Annotated in this window: 19 protein-coding genes and 1 other RNA gene; 10 read left to right on the top strand and 10 right to left on the bottom strand. The window is 34.5% G+C overall.

Annotated elements, in window-relative coordinates:
* Positions 1–57: 57 nt before the first annotated feature.
* Complete coding sequence (locus ABEB23_RS09800) at positions 58–609, bottom strand: 1-acyl-sn-glycerol-3-phosphate acyltransferase (protein ID WP_348812416.1); 552 nt, start codon at positions 607–609, stop codon at positions 58–60.
* Between the two features lie 62 nt (positions 610–671).
* Here ABEB23_RS09800 and ABEB23_RS09795 point away from each other — a divergent pair, with 62 nt between their 5' ends.
* Positions 672–1337 carry a spermidine synthase gene (locus ABEB23_RS09795; protein ID WP_348812415.1) on the top strand — a complete coding sequence of 222 codons (666 nt, stop codon included), beginning with the start codon at positions 672–674 and terminating at the stop codon, positions 1335–1337.
* Between the two features lie 47 nt (positions 1338–1384).
* Here ABEB23_RS09795 and kdsB read toward each other — a convergent pair whose 3' ends face one another.
* Entirely contained in the window at positions 1385–2110 is a 726-nt protein-coding gene (gene kdsB / locus ABEB23_RS09790; RefSeq protein WP_348812414.1) for a 3-deoxy-manno-octulosonate cytidylyltransferase, read from the bottom strand.
* A 120-nt stretch (positions 2111–2230) separates the two neighbouring features.
* A complete protein-coding gene (locus ABEB23_RS09785; RefSeq protein ID WP_348812413.1) occupies positions 2231–3652 on the bottom strand; it encodes an ATP-dependent DNA helicase in 1422 nt (473 codons plus the stop codon).
* 241 nt (positions 3653–3893) lie between these two features.
* Here ABEB23_RS09785 and ABEB23_RS09780 point away from each other — a divergent pair, with 241 nt between their 5' ends.
* Positions 3894–4706 carry a DUF3822 family protein gene (locus ABEB23_RS09780; protein ID WP_348812412.1) on the top strand — a complete coding sequence of 271 codons (813 nt, stop codon included), beginning with the start codon at positions 3894–3896 and terminating at the stop codon, positions 4704–4706.
* A complete protein-coding gene (locus tag ABEB23_RS09775; RefSeq protein ID WP_348812411.1) occupies positions 4703–5299 on the top strand; it encodes an RsmD family RNA methyltransferase in 597 nt (198 codons plus the stop codon). Before ABEB23_RS09780 ends, ABEB23_RS09775 begins: the two co-directional genes overlap by 4 nt.
* 87 nt (positions 5300–5386) lie before the next feature.
* Here the strand turns inward: ABEB23_RS09775 and ABEB23_RS09770 are convergent, their stop codons facing one another.
* The gene (locus tag ABEB23_RS09770) at positions 5387–7498 is read right to left on the bottom strand and encodes a TonB-dependent receptor domain-containing protein (RefSeq protein WP_348812410.1); all 2112 of its coding nucleotides are present in this window, start codon (positions 7496–7498) and stop codon (positions 5387–5389) included.
* A gap of 141 nt (positions 7499–7639) precedes the next feature.
* On the opposite strand from ABEB23_RS09770, the gene ABEB23_RS09765 reads away from it, so the two are divergent.
* Both ABEB23_RS09765 and ABEB23_RS09760 read left to right on the top strand, forming a co-directional pair.
* A complete protein-coding gene (locus ABEB23_RS09765) occupies positions 7640–8998 on the top strand; it encodes a sensor histidine kinase (protein WP_348812409.1) in 1359 nt (452 codons plus the stop codon).
* A gap of 10 nt (positions 8999–9008) precedes the next feature.
* On the top strand, positions 9009–9698 hold the full coding sequence (locus ABEB23_RS09760; RefSeq protein WP_348812408.1) for a response regulator transcription factor: 690 nt from the start codon (positions 9009–9011) through the stop codon (positions 9696–9698).
* A gap of 10 nt (positions 9699–9708) precedes the next feature.
* Here ABEB23_RS09760 and ABEB23_RS09755 read toward each other — a convergent pair whose 3' ends face one another.
* Complete coding sequence (locus tag ABEB23_RS09755; protein ID WP_348812407.1) at positions 9709–10629, bottom strand: ketopantoate reductase family protein; 921 nt, start codon at positions 10627–10629, stop codon at positions 9709–9711.
* 28 nt (positions 10630–10657) lie between these two features.
* An RNA gene (gene rnpB / locus ABEB23_RS09750) (RNase P RNA component class A) lies at positions 10658–10974 on the bottom strand.
* A 121-nt stretch (positions 10975–11095) separates the two neighbouring features.
* On the opposite strand from rnpB, the gene ABEB23_RS09745 reads away from it, so the two are divergent.
* From ABEB23_RS09745 to ABEB23_RS09730, 4 genes are all read left to right on the top strand, one after another.
* A complete protein-coding gene (locus ABEB23_RS09745; RefSeq protein ID WP_348812406.1) occupies positions 11096–11404 on the top strand; it encodes a hypothetical protein in 309 nt (102 codons plus the stop codon).
* Positions 11405–11458: 54 nt separating this feature from the next.
* The gene (locus ABEB23_RS09740) at positions 11459–12571 is read left to right on the top strand and encodes a class I SAM-dependent methyltransferase (RefSeq protein ID WP_348812405.1); all 1113 of its coding nucleotides are present in this window, start codon (positions 11459–11461) and stop codon (positions 12569–12571) included.
* A gap of 113 nt (positions 12572–12684) precedes the next feature.
* Positions 12685–13770: a DNA polymerase III subunit gamma/tau gene (gene dnaX / locus ABEB23_RS09735; RefSeq protein ID WP_348812404.1), complete on the top strand. Its 1086-nt coding sequence runs from the start codon at positions 12685–12687 to the stop codon at positions 13768–13770.
* A 74-nt stretch (positions 13771–13844) separates the two neighbouring features.
* Entirely contained in the window at positions 13845–14411 is a 567-nt protein-coding gene (locus tag ABEB23_RS09730) for a DUF8439 domain-containing protein (RefSeq protein ID WP_348812403.1), read from the top strand.
* A gap of 18 nt (positions 14412–14429) precedes the next feature.
* Here the strand turns inward: ABEB23_RS09730 and ABEB23_RS09725 are convergent, their stop codons facing one another.
* The 4 genes from ABEB23_RS09725 to ABEB23_RS09710 form a co-directional block, all read right to left on the bottom strand.
* A complete protein-coding gene (locus tag ABEB23_RS09725) occupies positions 14430–15011 on the bottom strand; it encodes a TMEM175 family protein (protein WP_348812402.1) in 582 nt (193 codons plus the stop codon).
* Between the two features lie 54 nt (positions 15012–15065).
* Positions 15066–15956 (bottom strand): Ppx/GppA phosphatase family protein, encoded by an 891-nt coding sequence (locus ABEB23_RS09720; protein ID WP_348812401.1) that lies wholly within the window; start codon positions 15954–15956, stop codon positions 15066–15068.
* Positions 15957–16021: 65 nt separating this feature from the next.
* Positions 16022–18133 (bottom strand): polyphosphate kinase 1, encoded by a 2112-nt coding sequence (gene ppk1, locus ABEB23_RS09715; protein ID WP_348812400.1) that lies wholly within the window; start codon positions 18131–18133, stop codon positions 16022–16024.
* 5 nt (positions 18134–18138) lie between these two features.
* Entirely contained in the window at positions 18139–18624 is a 486-nt protein-coding gene (locus tag ABEB23_RS09710; RefSeq protein ID WP_348812399.1) for a SixA phosphatase family protein, read from the bottom strand.
* A gap of 620 nt (positions 18625–19244) precedes the next feature.
* On the opposite strand from ABEB23_RS09710, the gene ABEB23_RS09705 reads away from it, so the two are divergent.
* Positions 19245–26186: a T9SS type B sorting domain-containing protein gene (locus tag ABEB23_RS09705; RefSeq protein ID WP_348812398.1), complete on the top strand. Its 6942-nt coding sequence runs from the start codon at positions 19245–19247 to the stop codon at positions 26184–26186.
* The last annotated feature ends 100 nt before the right edge of the window (positions 26187–26286 follow it).

Here is a 26286-nt window from a genome sequence, read left to right as displayed (position 1 = left end):
TTTGTTTTTTTAGAAGTGTGTTTACAATCTTAAAAAATAAAACTGCGAAAATTCAATTTAAAGTTCAAATCCCTTTTCAGGAATTTTTCCTTTCACTCCTTTATAATGCTTTTTCAAAATAAGCATGTCGGCTTCTATATTTCCGGAAGGCATTAACGGACTTCCAATCTTCACTACTTTTTTTCCAAAATCAAATGCAACCGGAATTATGGGAACATTTGCTTTTAAAGCAATATAATAAAATCCCGTTTTAAGTTCGTTTACTTTTTTTCGTGTACCCTCAGGAGCGACCGCCAAACGGAAAACATCTCTTTTGCTAAAAATGGATGCAATAGAATCTACTTTATTTAAACCTCCGGAACGATCCAAAGGAGCTCCGCCCATATATTTGAAATAAAATCCAAAAGGAAAACGAAACAATTCTTTCTTCCCCACCCAATGCATCTCCAAGTCTACAATCCCTCTGGTAAAAATTCCCAAGTAAAAATCGTGTGCACTGGTATGCGGCATCACCATCATCACGCACTTCTTGATATCCGGATCAATAGAACCTTCAATCTTCCACCCCATCAGCTTATAAAATATCCACTTGTAAATTTGTTTCTTCATTCTTTTAGTATTTCTTACAAAATAAATAATTTATATCTTATTTTTGAGAAAAACTGCCTTCCATGATTAAAAAAATATTCAGCTACCTTTACCCTATTAAAATTTATGAAGCTAAATCGGCCCTGAGCAAATCTATTGAAGTAACCTGGGCAAACGGAGAGCTGGTTTTAGATTCTGAAAACGCTAATTATTCTTATGGCAGTTTACAGCGTATTTTGAGAATTGGATTAAAAAATATTGGCTATGACAAAATTGTGCCCATGGACCATATTTTAGTTTTGGGAGTTGCCGGCGGAAGTGTTGTCAAAACATTGGTAGACGAAATAAAATACCAAGGGAAAATTACCGGTGTTGAAATTGATTCGGACATAATTAAGGTAGCCAACAACTATTTTAAATTGAATGAAATAAAAAATCTGGAAATTATAATTGATGACGCCTTTGAATTTGTTTTGAAAACCAAAGCAAAATACAACCTTATTATTATTGATATTTTTCAGGACATCACCATGCCCAATTTTTTATTCGAAGATTTTTTTATCAGTCGCATTTGCTTTCTTTTAAAAAGTAATGGTTTTGTACTCTTTAATACCATGCTACTGACAGAAAAAGACAATCTCAGAAATAAAAAATATGTATCTGAATTTCATGAAGATCATTTCAGAATTAAGACCATTCCAAGAATTGAAGTTCACAATGAATTAATTGTTATTGAAAAACTGACATAAAAAAACTCCAATACTACTATTGGAGTTTTTTTATGAGTTAACTTTTATCAAAGCATTTTCCTTGCTTTTTCTAAATCTTCCGGTGTGTCAATTCCGATTCCGATATGTGTGGTTTCCACCATTTTGATTCGTTTCCCAAATTCCAGATAACGCAATTGTTCCAATTTTTCGGATGCTTCCAATGATTTCATCGGTAAATTATAAAAATCCAATAAGGCCTGTTTTCTAAAAGCATATATCCCAATGTGTTGGAAATAGCGAACACCTACATTTTTCTCTCTTGGATAAGGAATCACTGAACGTGAAAAATACAACGCAAAACCGTTTTGATCTACCACCACTTTCACATTATTAGGGTTGTGGATTTCGTTTTCATTTTTTATTTCACGCATTAAAGAAGCCAAATCGACTTGTTTGGTCGAATCATGCCTAAAAACTTCGATTAATTTTGTCAGAGGCTCTACATCTATAAAAGGTTCGTCGCCCTGCACATTGACCACAACAGATACATCTAAATGTTCAATCGCTTCAGCAATTCGATCACTGCCCGACTCGTGTTCCTTTATGCTTCGGATGGCTTTTCCTCCATGAGAAACAATTTCGTCATAAATTAAATCTGAATCGGTTACCACAAAAACATCATCAAATAAATGCGTGTTTACGGCGGCTTCATATGTTCTTAAAATGACTGTTTTGCCTCCCAAATCCTGCATCAATTTGGCCGGAAATCGTGTGGAAGCATAACGCGCGGGAATGACAGCTATTATTTTCATTTTTATTTGTTTTTTACTGCGAAAACACGAAGTCGCAAAGTTCTATTTTTTATACTATTCATTTTTAATTAAGATAGACGAGATAAATCGCGTCAGTAATTCAAATGCCATTAGGGGAAGTTACTCCACAAAACTCTCATCTTTAAAACCTATCAAATATAATTTATTTTTGGCTCGGGTCATAGCCGTATATAACCATCGTATGTAATCTGTATCAATACCGTTGGGTAGATATGGTTGTTCTATAAAAACAGTATTCCATTGCCCACCTTGCGATTTATGACAAGTTATCGCATATGAAAATTTCACTTGCAGCCCATTGAAATACTCGTTGGCTTTTACTTTTTGGAATTGTTTAAACTTGGTTTCGCCTTCATAATCTTTCAATACTTCCTGGTACAATCGATTCGATTCTTCATAAGTCAAGGAAGGAGATTCGCTTTTTATCGTATCCAATAATAAAACGGTTTCAAACGGAATCTGGTTCGGGTAATCGACCATTCGTATTTTTACTTTGGCAAACTTAAAACTGTATAATTCCTGAATACCGAAAATTTCGAGTACTTCGATAATGTCACCATTGGCAATAAAACCGGCTTCATCAGAATCTTTTAACCAAAAATAATTATTTTTCACCACCATAAGAAAGTCGCCTGTTGACAGCTCGCTTTCTTTATCGAGGATTTTGGTTCGAATTTGTTCATTGTATTGATTCGCTCTTTTATTGGAACGAACGATAAAAGCGGTATCTTCAATACTATAATTACTGTAGGCCGAATTGATGGCATCCTGAATATCATAACCATCAACCAATCGAACAATATCCTTGAATCTTTTAACATCAAATTGAAATTCGGTAACAAAGGAATCTTTCAACAACTCCCGAAGCTCCGTTGCATTGTGTAAGATCCCCGAACTTTCTTCTTGACGCATTACCTCATCCAGTTCAATGTGCTCAATTTCTTTATTGTAATGAACCGCTAAGGTATGTATGTCCAAAGCAGGACTGATATCCAAATTTACCGGTGGTAATTGCGCTGTGTCTCCTAATAAAATCATCTTACAGTTGGTTCCAGAATACACATAGGAAATCAAATCATCTAATAAAGAGCCATTTTCGTACATTTTAGAATCCGAATTCGTGTCCGAAATCATCGAAGCCTCATCGACTATAAAAATGGTGTTTTTATGTTTGTTTGGTTGCAAAGTAAATGAAACGCCCCCGCCCGAAGATTTCTTGGGGAAATAGATTTTTTTATGAATCGTAAAAGCCGGTTTATTCGAATAATTAGCAATTACTTTGGCTGCACGACCGGTTGGCGCCAATAAAACATATTTCTTATTAATCTCTATCAAATTGTTTACAATTGTAGAAATCACGGTTGTTTTTCCCGTTCCCGCGTACCCTTTTAGAACAAAAATGGTGTTATTTTCTGTTTCAGTCAAAAAAATAGCAATCTTCTGAAAAAAAATATCCTGTTTATAGGTTGGCTGAAACGGGAACTTTTTTTGTAAAAGACTATAAAACAGGGAGGAATTCATTTGGTATATTTTAACTGCAAAGTAAGGCTATTTCAATATCAATTTCAATGGCAATGACAAAAATCAATACCAATTGAAATACTAATTTCAATTTTAATATTACGGAAACTATCCTATTTTGCATTTGTTCTTAAATTTTATTTTTTTTAATGTCATTGCTATTGAAATTGATTTTTGCCGCTGCTATAGATATTGTAATTGCTATTTTAATTTGTAAGTTTGCGTTGTAGAAAAAAACAATATGAACACCAACATTGCCGAAAAAAAATATAAAAAACTATCCATTCAAGTTTCTTTGACCGGACTTTCTTTTTGTTGTTTTGATACGCTGAATAATACAGTTGTTTCGTTTAATGAGGTTCATTTTGACACCTTTCATAAATCGACTAAAATTGAAGAATTATTTGGTGATGCCTTTCGGGATTATCCGGAATTAAAGGATTCTTACGATGAAATCCTGGTGATTCACAACAATAATCTTTCTACTTTTGTTCCTACCGCCCTTTTTGATGAGAACTTTTTGGGCAGTTATTTACAATATAATACTAAGGTTTTTGAAACCGATTTTTTCGCTTTTGATGAAATCAGCAACTACCAAATGAATACCGTTTACATTCCGTATGTGAATATCAATAATTTTTTTATTGACCAATTTGGTTCATTCGATTACAAACATGCCAATAGTATTTTAGTTTCTAAATTGTTGGTGGCATCCAAAAATAAGGATGAGAAAAAAATGTTTATTCACATCAATTCTGGACATTTTGAGATTGTTGTGGTTCAAAATCAAAAATTATTACTATTCAATTCTTTCGATTACAGTACTCCGGAAGATTTCCTTTATTACATCTTATTCACCGCCGAACAATTGAATTTGAATCCTGAAAATTTTCCATTGGAACTGATAGGGAATATCGATGCCGAAAGTGATTATTTTAAAATAGCTTACAAATACATTCGTAACGTTTCTCTCATTGATGTAGAGGATTTGCGATGGAACAATTATTTTTCTGAGGCCGAAAACAGAAATCATTTTATACTTTTCAACTCATGAGAATCATTTCAGGAAAATACAAAGGAAGACGCATTTTTCCGCCAAAAGGCCTACCCGTTCGACCTACCACCGATATGTCTAAAGAAGCATTATTTAATGTATTGAATAACCATTTCAATTTTGACGGCTTAAAGGTATTGGACTTATTCGCTGGAACCGGAAATATCAGTTTTGAATTTGCCTCAAGAGGCAGCTCTCCAATCACTTCTGTTGATGCTGATTTTGGCTGCGTGAAATTCATCAAACAAGTGGCATCAGAATATGATTTTAATATTGCTGCCATAAAAAGCGATGTTTTCTCCTTTTTAGAAAAAAACAAAACGACTTACGATATTATTTTTGCTGACCCTCCTTATGGTTTAGATCAAAAAACTTTTGAAAAAATTGTTTTATCAGTTTTCGAAAAAGAATTACTCAATGAAGAAGGCATGATGATTATTGAACATTCTAAATATACCAAACTGGATCACATGATTAATTTCTCTTTCAAGAAAAGTTATGGTGGCTCTATTTTCAGTTTCTTCGAGTTGAATTCGGATGAGGATGAAGAAGTAAATAATGAATCTGTTCAAAACAGTTTTGAAGAAGAGTAATCATTGATTTCATTGTCACATATTTATAAACAAAAACCTCTTGGATCACCAAGAGGTTTTCTTTTTACAGCCTAAGAAATACTTTCTTTATCGTATTCTGCTCGAATTTTCATCTATGTTTTTCTCTTTAAATTCAGTTTCTTTTATTTTTCCAAAAGAATATTTCATAGAAAAGGAAACCAAATTAGAATCGGTATAATAAATCCCTTTTGCTGAAATGTTGTTTATGGCAAAGTTTTCATGAAATTTCATCTGTCTGAAAATATCATTATAGCTTATGGTACAATCTAAATGCTTAAAAATAGTTTTAGAAATCGCAAAATCTACCGTAAATAAAGCACTTCTTTCAAAAACTCCTTGCTGTTGTTTGGTTAGCCCCCAACCTGTTAATGATATTTCTATTTCTTTTGGTAAGTGGAATAAATGATTGGAATAGTAATACAAATACGGTTTAACATCATTTACGATGGCTTGTTTATCTTCAATTTTACTCAAGGCAAAATTTAAAGTATTGGTTGTGGTCCAAAATTTATATTGAAATGGAATTGTAAATTCTAAATTCAAGCTTGTTTCTTTTTCAAAATTTGTAGTTTTAAAAAACAACAAATTCTGGTTGGCATCATAAGAAGAACTATAGTAAACCGGATTGACAATTTTGCTGTAACTCATCCTTACTGTTTTATCTTTATATGTATAACTTGTGCTCACTTCATCTATAATCGTTGGGTCAAGATTGATATTATTAGACCATACAAAATATGGATTTATATAAGTCGACATTTGGCTCGTTGTGGAGAAGTTTGGTCTTGTTATACTTTTGGCATAATTAAATGTAATCGTATTAGTACTGTCAATTTGAAATTCGATTAGGGATTTAGGAAAAAAATTGATGTAGTTTTTATCAATTGATAATGCACTTTCCGAATCATACTTTCCTCTAGCAAGCGTGTTTTCAGCTCTCAATCCAAAGGAATAATTTATTTTTTTTATACCTCCTGAAACTTGTGAATAAACACCAATGTTAGTCTCTTTATAATTATATTGAGATTTAATAGTACTGCTTGGATTTAAATTTTCTACAAAAAAGTCTGTATTCGAATTTGCCTGAAGATAAAGAGCCCCCAGTTCCAACTTCATTTCATTTTTAAACTTTTTCTCAAAATCTGTTCTTCCCGAAAAAACATCAACAACAAACTTTTGATTTCTGTTCTGAGACAATTCAAAACCTGAATTATTAAAATTATTTGAAATCACACTTTCTGTTTGTTGCCTGTAATTTGAATATTGAAAACCAGAAAACAATACTGCATCGATACTTTTTATTTTATGATTGTAGTTTACAAACCCATTTGAAAAATCTCTGGATTGGTCATTTTCATTAAATGTAATACTATTATCTATTGTATTTTCTTGCTGATTATATGTATCAGTAATAATCTCAAAAGTATCCTTTTGCGTTCTTTTATTAAAATTAAAACTAAGATAATCTTCTTCATTTATTTTATAAAAAACTCCTCCGCCAAAAATAAATTGAGGTCTTATCGTAACCGCTTTTGCTAAATAATTAGAAATTATATTATAATCAGGAATTGTAAAATCGTTGCCGTTGCTTTCCCATAGTTTTAGTTGATTGTAATCAAAATTAACTTTAAACTCAAACTTATTTTTCTTCAGACTGGAATTAATTCCAAAATAATTATTGAAATATTTTTTGAATGTAGCCACTTCTGATAAAGTCGTCCGGAAACCTTCTTTTTTGCTAAACTTTCTGGTAATTAGTATAACCGCCCTTCCTTCTGCTTCATACTTAGAAGAAGGATTATTGATGATTTCAATGGTTTTTATGTCATCAACAGACAAAGTATTCAAATCATTCATTCCTACTTTTTGATTGTCAATATAAATCAAAGGACTTCCCTTTCCTATTACCGTAATTGCTTCTTTATCGGCACTAATTTTAATATTAGGCAATTTAGATAGCAGGTCTATGGTATTGGGATTTGAATTAAGAATCGAATTTGCCACATCTACTTTAATATTCCCATTTTTACTGGTAAACATTTTCTTTTCTCTGTTAACAATTACTTCGTTTAATTTATTGGATATACTGTCTTTTGTGGTTGTATTTTGTCCATATCCAAGTACTGGTACTATCAGACAAAATATAATAATTGCATTTTGAATTCCTAGTTTTTTCATTTAAATATTCAATTGTATAGTGTTAGAACGATTGCAAAAATGATTCTAAATACTCGCTCTGTAAGTTAATTGAAGGTTAATGCGGAGTTAATCGTTAAATTGAATTAGAAAAGGATTATTTTTGAATTCAATTTTTACCAAATGAAACAAAGGATCAATTTATTAATTTCGCTTTCAGTAGTCGCTTTGATAGCCTTATCAATTGTGCAGTGTTATTTGGTAAAAACGACTTATGATTATAAAGTAGCCCAATTTCACACAGAAATCAAAGATGAAATTGCACTAATCACTCATGATTACAGTGATATTGATTCAACTATTGTCAATAAAAAAGAGTTGCTTTTTAAACAATTGGCAGAGAAGTATCTTCGGGATAAAAAAAACAGATTTGATATTAAAAGTACTTTACTTCAAAATGAATTCAGAGACGAATTAACCCGTAAACTGAAGCTTAAATTTGACAGGGAATTTCCTGATATTTCGATTGATTTCGCCATTGTTCTTAACAAATTTGTCATTTATAACAGTCATAAAAAAGCTGATACAATTTTTTCGGAAAAGCCCTTTATTAAAAACAAAATGTATGGCGATTTAGCTTCTTTAGACCATGCCTTTTTAGTCCGAAATTATGTTAATACAACAAATGGCTCTTCCCTAACGCAGGATTATAAATTACTGACGGAAGATTCTATGTACGTTTCTGTAGTCGATTGGGAAACAATTATTCTGAAAAGAATGAGCATGGTTTTATTCTTATCACTCCTTTCTATTCTAACATTAATAATTCTTTTTGTCATTGCCATTAAAGCTTTAATAAAGCAAAAAAAAGTGAGTGATGTCAAAACTGATTTTATCAATAATATCACACATGAACTCAAAACCCCTTTGACAACTTTGGGGATTTCTACAAAAATATTGGAACGAAAAGACATTCGGGACAACGAAATGCAATTCAACACCATCCTCCATACGATTTCACGCCAAAACAATCGTTTACAAAGTTTGATTGATCAGGTCATGGCAAATTCCTTGGGTGAAAACGAAATCGAATTGCAAAAAGAAAAAATTGACATCGAATCTTTTTTGAATACCATTGTTGCAGATTTTAGGATTGCTTATCCAAAAGTAGTTATTGAAACCCATTTCAATACAGCGGAAACAAATTTGGTTTTAGATAAATTTCATTTAACTACAGCATTATTAAATGTACTCGAAAATGCTGTAAAATATGGCAGTAATACTATTGTTATCAGAACCGAAATACAAAAAAACCAATTTCATATCAGTATTAAAGATGATGGAATTGGAATTTCAAAAAGCAAGCATTCCTTATTATTTGATAAATTTTACAGGGTCGAACAAGGCAATTTGCATAACGCTAAAGGATTAGGATTAGGGCTGTATTATGTAAATCAAATCATAAAAGCACACCAAGGATCGATTGCCGTTATGAGTAATTTAGGAAAAGGTTCCGTATTCACCATTATGTTTAAAGTTTAATTATTCCGCATTGAAAAAAGTACTTTTAGCCGAAGATGATTCGGATTTTGCCAGCATTCTTAAACAATATTTAGAGCTATACCAATATGAGATCACCTGGGCAGAAAATGGAGAAGAAGCATTGGATATTTTCCAAACGACAACCTTCGACATCTGTGTTTTTGACGTCATGATGCCCAAAATGGACGGATTTACACTTGCCGAAAAAATCATCAAAATCAATCCCGAAATTCCTTTTGTTTTCCTAACCGCCAGAAAGCTAAAGGAAGACAAAATCATCGGATTAAAATTGGGAGCCGATGATTATATCGTAAAGCCGTTTGAGGCAGAAGAGTTAGTTTTACGTTTGAATAATATCTTAAAAAGGAGTCAGCAAAAAACATCTTTTTTTTCAAAAATTGATGAGTTACAAATTGGTAATTATGTATTTGATACCAAACGTTTGTGCTTGAAAAGCGATACCATAACACAACAACTCACTGAAAAAGAAGCAGCTCTTATTCATTTTTTTTATACCCATAAAAATCAAATGGTAAAAAGAGAACAAATATTAAAAACGATTTGGGGCAATGACGATTTTTTCTCAGGAAGAAGTATGGATGTTTATCTCAGTAAAATCCGTAAATATTTTAAAGATGATTCCCGAATAAGTATCGAAAGCGTTCGAAATATTGGATTGGAATTTAGGATAGTAAACTAAATAGTTCCTTTTATCCCAGCAATTTATCTAATATCATCTGATATGTGGGGGTTGCGACGCCAAACTTGAGTCCTTCTTTTACAACATATTCAGTCAAAGAAACAACTTCAGTATTTCTTCCGGCTAATAAATCTCTATGCATAGATGAAGTCGCTTCGTGCGGAGATTTCTCCAGTTTTACGATGGTCAATTCCACAATGTCTTTGGTCATTGCTAGCCCATTTGCGGCAGCTACAGCTGTTATTTCATGCAATAAGGAAACATAAATTGCTTTATGGCTCGGATTGTTTAAAATACCTCCTATATTTTGGTTTAAGAACGATGTTGCTGAAGCTAAAGCCGAAATAAAAATGAATTTTTCCCAAACTGTTTCCTCAATATGTGCTACAAGATAACTCTCGATAGCAGCCTTTTCGAAAATAGATTGCAATTCTTTGAGCTTGGTATCAGAAGCCGTTTTAGAACCAAAAAACAGTTTTTCGTAAAAGCCTATTTTTCTAATTACGCCCGGACTTACAATCATCGAAACGATATAAACACAACCTTGCAATATGATGTTTTCAGGAAACAGGATTTGTATGCGTTCTGGAGCATCAACTCCGTTGTATAGAGGAAGAATGATCGTATTAGGATTAATACAGCTTTTAACAGACTGTAAACTGCTCTCAATATCATAGGTTTTGGTAGCACAAATAAGATAATCCAGTTTTCCGATTTCTTCGGGATTATTCGAAACCAAATTCGGAAAAACAGTCATTTCTCCCTCATCTGACAAGATTTGCAATCCATTCGCTGCGATGACTTTTTGAGTTTCGCCCCGAGCAATGAATATAATTTCTATCGAATCGGATTCAGCATAGGTTTTGGCCAATAATCCGCCGAAATAGCCGCCTACTCCACCCAATCCTAAAATCCCTATTCTTGTCTGCATCGAAAAGTATATGTGAATTGTAATTTTAAAAAAAAGCAGACCTATAAGCCGGATTCTGTCCCCGATAAATCGGAGCCTTATCATTTATCTAGACTTATAATTACTCATAAGCTCAAGCTATCTACCCTTCAACAACGGACGAGAAGCCCTTAAATGCTGATATACTTGATATTTCACCGCATAGAGTTTACCTGGTTTCACTACAGCATTACCTGTACATACTTTCTGTTGCACTTGTCCTAATCCGATTGCTCGAACCGACGGGGGTTACCCGCTATGCTTCTCTATGGTGTCCGGACTTTCCTCCCTCCGCTAAAAGCGAACGACGATAAGGCGGTCTGCGGTGCAAATATACAACCTTAATCACTGCTTGTCAAGAATAGCTCTTTTACTTTAACATCCCTTTTACAACATGTTAAGGATAAAATAGTTACCTTTAAACATAACAATTAATCCTCTAGAAATCATGAAACCAACCTATCATTATACCACTGTTTTGGAAGCCTTAGAAGATTTAAAAGAAAAAGGTTACACCCATGATTTTAATCTTAAACAAGAAGCTATTAAATCAAATCCACATGCCTATTCCGTAGAACATGTATATCGCTATGAAGGAGATACTGATCCAAGTGAAGAATCAGTTGTGTACGGTATAACCTCCACTTCAGGCGAAAAAGGTGTTTTTGTCGCTGGTTTTTCGGCAAATTCAGACAATGAAGCGGCACAGGTCTTAGAAAGGTTATGCATAGAAAGTAGCGGACAATGCAAACTGTAGCAGTCGTATAATTCCAGATTTTAAAAAGAACTTTAAAAAAAATATTTTAGTTCGATGCAATTATCCGATATAATAATGGAACGAATTCAAAAAGAAGGTCCAATATCTTTTCGGGATTTTATGGAAATGGCCTTATATTATCCTGACTTAGGATATTATAATTCCTCACAAAGTAAAATTGGAGCAGATGGTGATTTTTACACCAGCGCTAATCTTTCTGATGCTTTTGGAGCCATGATAGGTCGCCAAATAGAAGAAATGTGGCTAAACTTAGAAAAACAACCGATACAAATTGTTGAATATGGAGCAGGAACAGGTTTATTATGTCATGACATTTTAGATTACCTTAAAACCAATTCTTCGTTATATGATAATTTATCCTATTGCATTATCGAAAAAAGCAGCGGTATGCAAGAAAGGCAAAAAATGCTCTTAACAGAAAAAGTAAATTGGTACAACTCCATTCAAGAAATTCCGGAAATTAACGGTTGTGTTTTATCTAATGAACTGGTTGATAACTTTTCCGTTCATCAAGTAGTCATGGAAGATCAATTGATGGAAGTTTTTGTAGATTATTCCGATGGTTTTATAGAAGTATTAAAACCGGCCAATAGAGAACTTACCAATTATTTTACCGAATTAGATGTAGTATTACCAAAAGGATTTCGCACCGAAGTAAATCTAGAGGCTATTTCATGGATTAAAGAAATCGCCCAATCCATCAACAAAGGATATGTAATTACAATTGATTATGGCTATACCTCCTCTGAATTGTATGATAAACATAGAAGTTCCGGTACACTTTTATGTTATCATAAACACCACACAAATGACAATCCTTATCAATTTATTGGAGAACAAGATATTACAACCCATATAAATTTTTCGGCTTTATCCTACTGGGGACAGAAAAACGGACTCCATTGCTGTGGAATAACAGAACAAGCCTCTTTCCTATTAGATCTTGGTATCAAAGAATATCAAAATAAAGCTTTATTGAATACTAAGGAAAATTTAATGCAAGCCATACAGGAATCAGTTATTAACTACAGGCTTTTAATGGATATGGGAATGAAATTCAAAGTATTAATTCAAGAAAAAAATGTCCGTCAATGTCCCCTTTCTGGTTTAAAATTCATGAATGCATCACAATCCATCTCTTGCTGAAATTCCTAAAAATCCGATTCATCTGGTTAATTTCATAAATAGCAGAATAAAACAAATTATCGTTTTCATAATATAATCCCATTACCTATATTTGCTTTCGAATAAAAATTTCTATGGAACAATTTGTAGTATCGGCTCGTAAATACCGTCCTCAAACATTTAAAGATGTTGTGGGACAAAAAGCCATCACCAATACTTTATTGAATGCCATAGAAAACAACCACTTAGCCTCGGCCTTACTATTTACCGGTCCTCGTGGTGTGGGAAAAACAACTTGCGCCCGTATTTTGGCTCGAAAAATAAATCAGCCCGGATATGACGATCCAAATGAAGATTTTGCGTTTAATGTTTTCGAATTAGATGCTGCTTCCAACAATTCTGTTGATGATATTCGAAATTTGATTGACCAAGTTCGAATTCCGCCGCAAACAGGACAATACAAAGTATATATTATTGATGAGGTTCATATGTTGTCTTCGGCAGCTTTTAATGCATTCTTAAAGACATTAGAAGAACCGCCAAAGCACGCCATTTTTATTTTGGCTACGACCGAAAAACATAAAATCATTCCAACGATACTTTCTCGTTGTCAGATATTCGATTTCAAAAGAATTACCGTAAAAGATGCTAAAGAACATCTTGCTGATGTTGCTGAAAGCCAAGGAGTAAATTTTGAAGATGATGCCTTGCATATTATTGCTCAAAAAGCAGATGGTGCCATGCGTGATGCTTTATCTATTTTTGACAGGGTAGTTTCTTTTTGCGGAACAAACCTTACCAGACAAGCCGTTACAGAAAATCTGAATGTCCTTGACTATGAAACGTACATCAATGTAACCGATTTAATTCTGGAAAATAAAATTCCTGAATTATTAATGGCCTTCAATGATATTCTTTCTAAAGGATTTGATGCCCATCATTTTGTTTCGGGATTGGCTTCGCATTTCAGGGATTTATTAGTTTCTAAAACACCTTCGACCTTACCTTTATTAGAAGTTGGAGAACAAGCGCAACAAATGTATGCGGTACAATCGCAAAAATGCAGTCAGGACTTTTTATTGAAAGGAATCGAAATTGCAAACGATTGTGATTTGAAGTATAAAGTCAGTCAAAACCAACGTCTTCTTGTTGAACTTTGTTTAATGCAATTAGCCTCTATCACTTTTGATGGAGAAAAAAAAAAGTTGACCAATTTATAATTCCTCCCACTTACTTCAGGAGAAATGATTACTCAATTGTCGAAAGCCCAAAGTCGAAAGTCGAAAGTGCTCCATTGGAAGCGTCCGTTCCTAAAAAAGGACCTAAAGCTGCAATAATAGCTCCGGTAATTTCTGATCCAGTTAAAAAAATAGAAATTCCATCATCAAATGAGCCGAAAGTTTCAGCATTATCACTGTCCAGTATTCGCGCTAAAAAAGCATTAGAAGAAAGTAAAAAAAATTTTGTAAAGAAGGAAATCGGCCACCTACCTACTGAACCGTTTACCGAAACTGAAATGTTATTACATTGGAACAAATATGCCCAACGTTTAGGGGATAAAGGCTATCGAATCATGGAGTCCTTACTTCTTATCAACGATCCTGTTTTAACCGGAACAGCAATTACAATCGAATTACCGAACGAAGGCTCAAAACTTGATTTTGAAAAAGAAATGCATGGTCTTTTAGGTCATCTTAAAGGTCATCTTCACAACCATGACATTACTATTGAAGTGATTGTAAACGAAAGTTTTGAAAGTAAAAGAAGTTTTAACGATCAGGACCGATACAACCGACTGCATCAACTCAATCCGAATATTGAATTACTGAGAACTACTTTCGGACTGGATATAAATGCCTAATTCTAATTAAAAGTTACTTTATTCCTCCACATTAATTACTTTCTCAATTCTTTTATCGGGAATAAGCCAAATAAAAGCAACAATAATATAAATAGCCGCAGCAATCCATTGGTTATAAAAAGAAAGACCTATTGCTGCCAAATACAAAATATTAGAGATTTTCCCTTTTAAATCATTTCCTACCGCTTTTGCCAATAATGAATTTTTGCCTTCACTTGAGATAATTATATTTTGTAGAAACCAAAATGCTACTGCTGCCATAAAAAGAATAACACCATATAATGTAATGGCAGCTTTGGCAAAATTGTGCTCACCCATCCATCCTGTTGAAACGGGGATTAAAGACAGCCAAAATAATAAATGTAAGTTAGCCCAAAGTATCCTACCGTTTACTTTAGTAAGACTTTGCAACAAATGATGGTGATTGTTCCAATAAATTCCAACATAAATAAAACTCAAGATATAGCTCAAAAATTTAGGAAACAACTGCAGTAAATCGCTAAAATTCTCTCCATGCGGAACTTTTATTTCCAGTACCATGATAGTAATTATTATTGCTAAAACACCATCGCTAAAAGCTTCTAATCTGTTTTTATTCATTCAGGTTCTATTTAAATAAAATTTATGACCAAATCAAATACTCTCATAAAGAGCTTATATTTTTCCGTAATACATCGCTTTTACAATTCCGTCCGCCAAACCAATTTTAGGGACATAAATATGTCGGGCACCACTCCACTTCATTGCATTCAAGTAGATTCTGGTAGCCGGGATAATTACGTCGGCACGGTCTGAGTTCAGTCCTAATTCTGAAATTCTTTGTTCATAGGTTAGAGAATTCAAGAAGGAGTATTGTGAGTTAACATAAATGTATGACAAAGGTTTTTCTTGCTGCTTGCCTGACATTTTAAATAACTTATTGATGTTCCCCCCAGAACCTATAAGCGTAACCTCCTCATAATCCATCGTATTCGTTCTAATCCATTTTTCTATTTCTTCCCAGACCACATCACAAACCATATCATTAAGCAATCGTACAGTTCCCGCTTTGAAAGACTTTGAAACAATCATTTTACCATTAGAAAACAATGTAAATTCGGTACTACCACCACCAACATCAACAAAAAGATAGGTTTGGTCCGTTTTCAATAAATGATGTAAATCGGTTGAGGCAATTATCGCAGCTTCTTTTTTACCGTCGATAATTTCTATTTTGATATCAGCTTTCTTCTTGATGATTGCCACGACTTCTTTTCCATTATAAGCTTCACGCATCGCTGAAGTGGCAAATGCCATGTAACGCTCTACCTTATGTACTTTCATCAAAAGATTAAAAGCTTTCATGGCGTCACACATTCTCTCTATATTTTCTGGTGTAATTTCGCCAACCGTAAAGGCATCTTGTCCCAAACGAATAGGCACACGCACTAAGGAACTCTTACTGAATTGTGTTTCTTTTCCGTCTTGTTCTACAATATTGGCAATCAACAACCGCATGGCGTTAGATCCAATATCGATTGCTGCATATTTTTTTATTTTTATCATTTCCTGACTGATTCTTGATTTATTGATTCATCGATTGGGAAAACCTTTTATAGAGGCTTCCAACTTTACGAATGAACTGTTTCCTCTTCTACCGCAATTTTGTTTATGTAATAATTATAAGTCTCTAATTGCGCCCTAAAAACGGGGTTATTTCCTCTTTCTCTATATTTATTATCCAGAAGGTGTGAATGATATCTTGCCTTGACATTTCCTTTCCATCCCAAATCAAAATTATCTATCAATTCTTGTTTTATATCCTCATCATAAATTGGACAAGTAACCTCAACTCTACCATCGAGATTCCTGGTCATAAGATCTGCCGATGAAATATAAACTTCCGTTTGTCCTGCGTTGCCAAAGATATAAATTCTGGAATGTTCCAGATAATTATCAACGATACTTATCGCTTCAATGTTTTCACTCATTCCTGGAATTCCGGGTACCAAGGAACAAATACCTCTTACTTCAAGTTCTATTTTCACCCCCGCTCTACTGGCATCATACAATTTATCAATCATATCAAAGTCTGATAAACTATTCATCTTTAACTTCATATAGGTTTTTTTACCCGCCAAAGCATGTGCTATTTCTCTATCAATCATTTTATAAAAGCGAGTTCTTGTATAATGTGGTGAAACAATAAGGTGCTTGTAACGATGTATGCGATAATTTATATCAAAGAACTCAAATATCTTGGAAACATCCTTTAGAATTTTCTGATGACAGGTAAAAAGGGTAACATCTGTATACACCTTTGCTGTTGATTCATTAAAATTCCCTGTTGAGATAATTCCGTAACGTTTTATTTTCTTGCCTTCCGTTCTTTCAATAACACATATTTTACTGTGCACTTTTAGTCCTTTAATACCAAAAATAAGTTCTATACCTTCTGTTTGCATCTGCTCCGCATATGATATATTACTGGCTTCATCAAAACGAGCTTGCAATTCAATTTGTACGGTAACTTTTTTACCGTTTTTAGCAGCATTTATTAGCGAACTGATAATCTGTGAATTTTTAGCCAAGCGGTACAGCGTAATCTTTATAGATGAAACTTTTGGATCTAAGGCAGCTTCTCTTAAAAATTTAATGACATAAGAATACGATTGATAAGGAGCATGAACCATATAATCTTTAAGGGCAATTTTTTTCATGATATTCTCATCCAAACTCAATCCTGGAATTTGCAAAGGCGGATTACTTTTGTACAGCAAGTCAAAACGTCCCAGATTAGGAAAATCCATATAATCCCTTCTATTATGATACCTGCCACCCGGGATGATACTATCTGTGGCATCTATCCCCATATTTGAAAGAAAATATTTTAATGTATCTTTTCCTATTGATTGGTCATAAATGAAACGAACCGGTTCGCCAATCCTTCTGTCTTTTACGCTTGTGGCAATTTTTTCAAGCATACTTTTACTCAAATCACTGTCAATGTCTAACTGCGCATCTCTGGTAATTTTAATCATATGTGCCGAAACACTTTCGTAATCAAATATGTCGAAAATTTTATTCAGATTAAGACGGATTACGTCATCTAACATAATAACATATTGCTTTTCGTTGTTTGAAGGCAAAACCACAAATCGATTGATTGTTTTGGGGATTTCGATTAAAGCATATCGTATTACCTTTTTAATTTTAGTCAAATTAGGAGACTTTAGTTCATCCTTATTGTTCATCACTAATTTTACAGCCAAATATCCTGAGGTGTCTTTCAAAATAGGAAATTGTGCTAAATCATTAAGGATAATGGTGACTAGTTCCGGGCTTACCTTTTGAACAAAAAAATCTTTTATAAAATTCTCTTGCTCTGGAGACACATCATATTCATCTATAGTAAGAATGTTTTCCGTTTCGAGTTTAGCCTCTATATCGCTCAAAATCTGTAAACTTTCGGATTGTTGCCCAATAACAATTTCTGTAATATCTTTTAGTAATTGCTGCGCCGAAATACCTCCTAATATCTTCTCTCCCGATACTCCTGTTAAACTTAATCTTCTGATAGCCGCAAAACGAACTCTGAAAAACTCATCTAAGTTGTTTGAAAAAATACCTAAAAATCGTAATCTATCTAATAATGGTACCGATTCATCAGCTGCTTCTTGAAGTACTCGTGCATTAAACGCTAACCAACTTTTTTCTCTATCAATATATTTTTGTTCTAACACGTTTTTTATTTTAAATCTTTGGGGAATATTATTTTTTTGGTTTTGCCTTTAGTAATTTTTTCCCAACTGTCTTCTTCAAATTGTAAGGATACAAATCCAGAAGTAGGAACATTATCTATAAAAACATCCCCAAATTTATTAACAAAATTTGTAATAGCATCGTTATGTCCGAAAAGAATAACACTTTCAAAACTATTATCGCAAGATTTTATCTCTTTTTCCAATTGATTTTCATCAAAAGTATAAAGTTCACTTTTATAAACGATACTTTCAATCGGATATGAAATATTTTGCGCAAAAATAAGTGCTGTATCAGATGCTCTTCGTGCAGGACTACTCCAAATTAAATAAGTCTTCGGAATGTAATTTAAAATATTTGATGAAACTAAATGTGCATCCAAAATCCCGTTTTTCATCAAAGGTCTGTCAAAATCTATTAATGGTGCTTCCCAACTTGACTTCGCATGTCTAATTAATATTAAATTTTTCATAGTAAGAGTATTCGTTCTTAATCGATTAACAGAAAACATCAAATATTTCAACTTCTAATTTACAAAAGAAAAATTTATAATCTCCTTTTTTTTAATGCTTTATATCAAAATTTGTTGTCCGAATACTTAAAAAGGGATATACCTAATTACCATAAAAAATATTGTTGTTTTAAAGACTAAAAACAAAACATAACTACATCATAATCAATTTCTTATATAAAAACATCTTTTAATTAAAAAAGTTTGCACCTACAAAAAATAAACATTATGTATTTAATAATCAGAATATTAGCATAAAAACCCAATTATATAGAAAATTACATGTTAAAGTAGCTCTTTTTTCTCTTCTTTTTTAGTTTTTTTTAACCAAAAATATCCTTTCAACGAGTTTTTAGGCTATTTATAGATAAAAGATATCAATTATTTCATTTCTATTTAATTTAGCCTTAAATAAATGTCTTTTACGACAATAACAACTTTTTGACAGCATCAATTTTAATAGTAAAAAGTCATAAAACGAGCTTGTCAAAATTCTGAACTAACAAATTAAAATATATTTTTTGTTTAAGATTATTCACAATTTATTGCATCCCATTTCTAACTAATCAAAGTTAAATATCATGAAAAACATTACTCTTTTTTTAAAAAAAATAAACACAAAAGATATTTTTATTGCGATTGTGTTGATGTTTTACTCGACTTTTTCCTACTCCCAAGTAGATTTAAGAAACTGCGGTTTTAACTGTACTTCAAATAATTACACACTAAAGGATGTCTATTTAAGTTTTGAGGGAGTAAATGGAGAGCCGATCAGTAATACCACCTGTACTATTGGAGAAACCAAAACCGTTTATGTTTATTTGAACTATACTTCTAATTCCGGTTCCAATATTTATCATACTCGATTACAATCTGACTTAACAAGAAACGGACAAGTTTATCCTATTGATTTATATATGGGAACCGTAGCACCTGGTGCCGGAAAAAATATGATTTATACTTTTAACTGGACTTGTGGAGAATCTATATCTCTGACAAATACAATAATAGCATGGGTGACTAATGATTCTAATAAACTTGGAGCGAATCTTCCTTATGACTGTAACTCTTATTCTAGTGCTCAATGTGACTTTACTAACCTTGCAATAGTATCATCGCCTTTAGCCGTTCAATATACTTACAAAGCATGTAAAGAAGGTAATAATACAACGGTAACTTTCACTTCTACTACAAATGGAGGTACCGTTCCTTATTCTTATGCCTGGGATTTTGATGGCAATGGTACTACAGATTCAACTGTTGCAAATCCAATTCACACATACACAACTCCTATTGTAAATAAACCTAGACTGACAGTTACAGACGGCAACCCAGTAGGTGCCGTATCTAATTTTTATGAACTGACGATAGTAACTCCTCCGGAACTTACCCTCACAGCCATACCAACTCACATAAGTTGTGGAACCGGTTCGACTGGAGCTATTGACTTGACCGCGTCGGGAGGAAACCCGGGATACACATACTTATGGACAGGCACTGGTGTAATACCGGCGAATGAGGATCAATCAAATCTGGCTGCAGGAAACTATAATGTTACTGTTACGGATAGTAATGGCTGTCAAAAATCACTTCAGGTAACAATTGATGGAGGAGATACAACTAAACCGGTCGTTACGGCACCTACAAATACCCTAATTGAAGGATGTAGTGTTGCAAACGCTGGTACATTAGCGTTCTCTACTATAGCCGTTTCTATTTCTACTGAAACATTTACTCAAATTGGCGGTAGCATAACAGATGCATCCTCTATACAAAGTATTACCTATCAAGATACTCAAAGTGGAACTTGCCCAATTGTAATTACCAGAACTTTTACTGTAACCGATCTTTGTGGTAATTTTGGAACTGCTACTCAAACAATAACTATTCAAGATACAATAGATCCAACCTGGACAACTGTTGCAACTAACTTAGACAGAACGATTGAATGTAGTAATACTGCTGCTTTAGCAACTGCTCAAGCCTTGGCTCCTGTTGCTACTGATAATTGCAGCACGGTTACCTATACTAAAGTAGCTGGTGCTTTTGTTACAGGAACTTGTGCTAACTCAGGAACCTATACTAATACTTGGATTGCGAAAGATGTTTGTTTAAATGAAAGCACAACTTTCACTCAAGTTATAACTATTGAAGACAACACAGATCCTACTTGGACAACGGCTGCTACTGCTTTAAACAGAACAATCGAATGTAACGACACTGCTGCTTTAGCAACCGCTCAAGCCTTGACTCCTATTGCTACTGACAATTGCAGTACGGTTACCTATACTAAAGTATCTGGTGCTTTTGTCGCCGGTTCTTGTGCTAACTCAGGAACTTACACTAATACTTGGATAGCGAAAGATGTTTGTCTAAATGAAAGCACTACTTTCACTCAGATTATCACCATTCAAGATACTACAGATCCTTCCTGGACGACTGCTGCTACTGCTTTAAACAGAACAATCGAATGTAGCGACACTGCAGCTTTAGAAACTGCTCAAGCTTTGGCTCCTGCTGCTACTGATAATTGCAGCACTGTTACTTATACTAAAGTATCTGGTGCATTTGTGGCCGGCTCTTGTGCCAACTCAGGAACCTATACAAATACTTGGATTGCGAAAGATGTTTGCCTAAATGAAAGCACTACTTTCACCCAGGTTATCACTATTCAAGATACTACAGATCCTACTTGGACAACAGCCGCTACCGATTTAAATACAACTATCGAATGTAGTGATACAGCTGCTTTGGCAACTGCTCAGGCCTTAGCTCCTGTTGCTACTGATAATTGCAGTACGGTTACCTATACCAAAGTATCCGGTGCTTTTGTAGCAGGGACTTGTGCTAACTCAGGAACCTATACTAATACTTGGATTGCGAAAGATGTTTGTCTAAATGAAAGCACTACTTTCACTCAAGTTATAACTATTCAAGATACAACTGATCCTACTTGGACTACTACTGCAACTAACTTAGACAGAACGATTGAATGTAGTGATACTGCTGCTTTAACAGCTGCTCAAGCCTTGGCTCCTGTTGCTACTGATAATTGCAGCACGGTTACCTATACTAAAGTATCCGGTGCTTTTGTGGCTGGTTCTTGTGCTAACTCAGGAACTTACACTAATACCTGGATTGCCAAAGATGTTTGTCTAAATGAAAGCACTACTTTCACTCAAATTATATCCATCCAAGATACTACTGATCCAACATGGACAACGGCTGCAACTAATTTAAACAGAACTATCGAATGTAGCAATACTGCCGCTATAGCAGCTGCGCAAGCCTTAGCTCCTGTAGCTACTGATAATTGTAGTACGGTTACGTATACTAAAGTATCGGGCGATTTTGTGGCAGGGTCTTGTGCTAACTCAGGAACTTACACTAATACTTGGATTGCGAAAGATGTTTGTCTAAATGAAAGTACTACTTTCACCCAAGTTATCACCATTCAAGATACTACTGATCCTACCTGGACAACGGCTGCAACTAATTTAAACAGAACAATTGAATGTAGCGACACTGCTGCTTTAGAAACTGCTCAAGCTTTGGCTCCTGTTGCTACTGATAATTGCAGTACGGTTACCTATACTAAAGTATCTGGTGCATTTGTGGCCGGCTCTTGTGCCAACTCAGGAACCTATACAAATACTTGGATTGCGAAAGATGTTTGTCTAAATGAAAGCACTACTTTCACTCAAATTATATCCATCCAAGATACTACTGATCCCACTTGGACAACTGCAGCTACTGCTTTAAACACAACTATCGAATGTAGTGATACTGCTTCTTTAGAAACCGCTCAGGCCTTGGCTCCAGTAGCTACTGATAATTGCAGTACGGTTACTTATACCAAAGTATCCGGTGCTTTTGTGGTAGGGTCTTGTCCTAATTCAGGAACCTATACTAACACTTGGATTGCGAAAGACGTTTGTCTAAATGAAAGTACTACTTTCACCCAAGTTATAACTATTCAAGATACTACTGCGCCAACTTGGACTACTGCTGCCGGTTCTTTAGATACTGCTTTAGAATTTAGCGATGCTGTCGCTTTGGCAACTGCGCAAGCTGCCTTTCCTGTAGCCGCTGATTTATGTGATGTCGATGTAACCAATATTGTGAAAGTACCTGGTGCATTTGTGCCTTCTGTAGGTTGTGCCAATGCAGGTACCTATACCAATACTTGGACTGTGAATGACGATTGTGGTAATACTTCTGCCGTATTTACACAAGTAATTACCATAGGAGATGCTTTACCACCTACATGGACTACTCTAGCCGGTGCTTTAGACACCACTGTAGAATGTAGCGATACTGCCGCTTTAGCAACTGCACAAGCTGCCTTCCCAATCGCTACTGATTTATCTGATACTGATGTAACCAATATTGTTAAAGTACCTGGTGTATTTGTGCCTTCTGAAGGTTGTACCAATGCTGGAACATATACCAATACTTGGACTGTAACTGACGATTGTGGTAATACTTCTGCGGTATTTACACAAGTAATCACCGTTGAAGACACTACCGCTCCAACTTGGACAACTGCAGCCGCTGCTTTAAACACAACTGTAGAATGTAGTGATACTGCTGCTTTGGCAACTGCTCAAGCTGTCTTCCCTGTTGCTGCTGATTTGTGTGATGTCGATGTAACGAATATTGTCAAAGTTCCTGGTGCATTTGTGCCTTCTGTAGGTTGTGCCAATGCAGGAACTTATACCAATACTTGGACAGTGAATGATGATTGTGGCAATATTTCTGCGGTATTTACTCAAGTAATTACCATCGAGGACACCACCGCTCCAACTTGGACAACTGCAGCTGCTACTTTAAACACAACTGTAGAATGTAGCGATACTGCTGCTTTAGCAACTGCCCAAGCTGCTTTCCCTGTTGCTGCTGACTTATGTGATGTGGATGTAACCAATATTGTGAAAGTACCTGGTGTATTTGTGCCTTCTCAAGGCTGTGCCAATGCAGGAACTTATACCAATACTTGGACTGTAACTGACGATTGTGGTAATCCTTCAGCGGTATTTACGCAAGTAATAACTATCGAAGACACTACCGCTCCAACTTGGACAACTGCAGCCGCTGCCTTAAACACAACTGTAGAATGTAGTGATGCTACTGCTTTAGCAACTGCCCAAGCTGCTTTCCCTGTTGCTGCTGACTTATGTGATGTCGATATAACCAATATTGTTAAAGTATCTGGTGTTTTTGTTCCTTCTGAAGGTTGTGCCAATGCAGGAACTTATACGAATACCTGGACCGTGAGTGACAATTGCGGTAATACTTCTGCGGTATTTACACAAATAATCACCATAGAAGACAGTACCGCTCCTGTTGTAACATCTTGTGCTGCTGACCAAACGGTTGCTTCAAATTCAAGTTGCGAAGCTATAGTACCTGACTTTACTTCTACTATTCAAGTGAGTGATAATTGTACACCATCTGCATCCTTAATTATTACACAAAGTCCTGCCGCCGGTTCAGTAGTTACTTCCGGAACAACAACTGTGATTATTACAGCTGAGGATGATTGCGGTAATAAAGTTACTTGTGAAGCTAAACTAACAGTAACTAACTTCATTGTAGCTAACGATGACGCTGGAAGTCCTGTTAATAGTTATACAGGAGGTATTTCTTTTACTAACGTATTGACAAATGACTTGCTAAATTGTACTGCAGTGAATCCTCAAGATGTTGCAATTACCACTATAAGCTCAACTCATGCAGGAATTACCTTAAGTGGTACTGATGTAGTTGTGGCAGCAGGAACACCTGCTGGAAGCTATACACTAATTTATCAAATATGTGAGATTGCTAATAATACAAACTGCGATCAGGCAACTGTTACTGTTACCGTTACAGCAACTCCTATTGATGCTGTGGAAGATAGTGCAAGCACTTTTGATGGCTCAAATGGCGCACAGAATATTCTTAATGTATTTACTAATGACACATTAAATAATATAGCCGTGAACCCTGCAGAAGTTACTCTTATAACAGTAATTCCTAATAATAACTTAATTCTTAATCCTGATGGTTCTGTTGATGTTCTCCCTGGAACCCCACAAGGAATTTATGAATTAACCTATCAAATTTGTGAAAATGCTGTACCGGGCAACTGCGATCAAGCAGTGGTTTCAATTACAGTTGCTTTGCCTAGAATGGCCAATTCAGCACCTAACTTATTTAGAACTATTAATTGTGATGATACCATTTTTAGTGTTAATCCTTTGTTAACCGTTACAATTAATGATCAACCTGTTTCGATAGACAAAGTAACTATTAAATTAATTGCAGGAATTAATTCAAGTATAACATTAGATGATACAGGTTCAGTTAATATAGCAAATGGACTTCCTGTAGGAAACTATAAATTACTTTATCAAGTATGTGAAAAATTAAATCCTGACAATTGTATCACTGGATTCATAACAATTACAGTTCAAGATATTAATAAACCTGTGTTTGCTCAATTACCAGAACCAAAAACGATATCTTGTGATGAACCAGTTGTTTTTGAGCCAGCAATAGCTACTGACACCTGTAGTTCAGTTACTTTGACTCATGAAGATACTACAGTATTGGGAAGTTGCCCAGGCTCCTCTACAATTACAAGAACTTGGACCGCTACTGATGCTTCCGGTAATTTTTCTAATGCTTCTCAAATTATTATTGTGGAAGACAAAACAGGACCAACGACTGCAGCACCATTTATCGCCAGTATCGATGCTAATTGTAACGATATCCCTTCTGCCGACCTAGTGACATTTGTAGACAATTGTTCAGAAGTGACACAAGAGGAATTCACAGAAAATATTATTAACCCTACTCAAAGTTCTTATTCAATTGTGAGAAAATGGATAGTGACTGATAGTTGTGAGAACACATCTGAATTTATCCAAGTCATTAATGTTACCATTGCCAACAGTGTAGTTAACATTAACAGTGAGGCATGTAATGCTGATTCTTCAACAGTGAATTTATCAGATAAATTACCAGCAGGAACACCAACAAATGGCGTTTGGACAGCTCTAAGCAATGCAGTTTCACTAAATGGAAGCATTTTCTCCCCATTTGGTCTTGCTATTAATAATTATTCATTTGAATATAAAATTCCTGATGAATTTTGTCCAAGAAGCATAATTGTGAACATGGCAGTAAACGATGATTGTAGAGTATTAGCTTGTAATTCTGTAAAAGTTCATAATGCCTTCTCACCAAATGGAGATGGAAGAAATGATACCTTCGTTATTGCCAATATTAATGATGAGTGTTACACCGGTAACTCAATTGAAATTTACAACCGTTGGGGTGTATTAGTTTTCGATACTAAAGACTACAATAATGAAAGTAATTACTTTGATGGTACTTCCAGAGGAAGATCAACTATTAACCAGTCATCAGGTTTACCTACCGGTACTTATTTCTACATCTTGAATTATTCATACCTTGATGTAAATGATACTGTTGTAAGCAAAAAAGAAGACGGGTATCTATATCTTACTAAATAATCTGAACTTTAATCGGTCTGAGGACATGAAATTGTCCTCAGACTTAATATAAAAAAGCCCTTTTTTAAACATAAACAAAAATTGATATTTCTTTAAACTG

The organism is Flavobacterium maritimum, assembly GCF_040049085.1.
GTDB lineage: Bacteria > Bacteroidota > Bacteroidia > Flavobacteriales > Flavobacteriaceae > Flavobacterium > Flavobacterium maritimum.
This window is presented reverse-complemented; position numbering and strand designations above follow the sequence as displayed.

Coding starts and splice junctions, on each gene's coding strand:
- ABEB23_RS09800 (WP_348812416.1), bottom strand. CDS start 609: ATGAAGAAACAAATTTACAAGTGGATATTTTATAAGCTGATGGGGTGG.
- ABEB23_RS09795 (WP_348812415.1), top strand. CDS start 672: ATGATTAAAAAAATATTCAGCTACCTTTACCCTATTAAAATTTATGAA.
- kdsB (WP_348812414.1), bottom strand. CDS start 2,110: ATGAAAATAATAGCTGTCATTCCCGCGCGTTATGCTTCCACACGATTT.
- ABEB23_RS09785 (WP_348812413.1), bottom strand. CDS start 3,652: ATGAATTCCTCCCTGTTTTATAGTCTTTTACAAAAAAAGTTCCCGTTT.
- ABEB23_RS09780 (WP_348812412.1), top strand. CDS start 3,894: ATGAACACCAACATTGCCGAAAAAAAATATAAAAAACTATCCATTCAA.
- ABEB23_RS09775 (WP_348812411.1), top strand. CDS start 4,703: ATGAGAATCATTTCAGGAAAATACAAAGGAAGACGCATTTTTCCGCCA.
- ABEB23_RS09770 (WP_348812410.1), bottom strand. CDS start 7,498: ATGAAAAAACTAGGAATTCAAAATGCAATTATTATATTTTGTCTGATA.
- ABEB23_RS09765 (WP_348812409.1), top strand. CDS start 7,640: ATGAAACAAAGGATCAATTTATTAATTTCGCTTTCAGTAGTCGCTTTG.
- ABEB23_RS09755 (WP_348812407.1), bottom strand. CDS start 10,629: ATGCAGACAAGAATAGGGATTTTAGGATTGGGTGGAGTAGGCGGCTAT.
- ABEB23_RS09745 (WP_348812406.1), top strand. CDS start 11,096: ATGAAACCAACCTATCATTATACCACTGTTTTGGAAGCCTTAGAAGAT.
- ABEB23_RS09740 (WP_348812405.1), top strand. CDS start 11,459: ATGCAATTATCCGATATAATAATGGAACGAATTCAAAAAGAAGGTCCA.
- dnaX (WP_348812404.1), top strand. CDS start 12,685: ATGGAACAATTTGTAGTATCGGCTCGTAAATACCGTCCTCAAACATTT.
- ABEB23_RS09725 (WP_348812402.1), bottom strand. CDS start 15,011: ATGAATAAAAACAGATTAGAAGCTTTTAGCGATGGTGTTTTAGCAATA.
- ABEB23_RS09720 (WP_348812401.1), bottom strand. CDS start 15,956: ATGATAAAAATAAAAAAATATGCAGCAATCGATATTGGATCTAACGCC.
- ABEB23_RS09710 (WP_348812399.1), bottom strand. CDS start 18,624: ATGAAAAATTTAATATTAATTAGACATGCGAAGTCAAGTTGGGAAGCA.
- ABEB23_RS09705 (WP_348812398.1), top strand. CDS start 19,245: ATGAAAAACATTACTCTTTTTTTAAAAAAAATAAACACAAAAGATATT.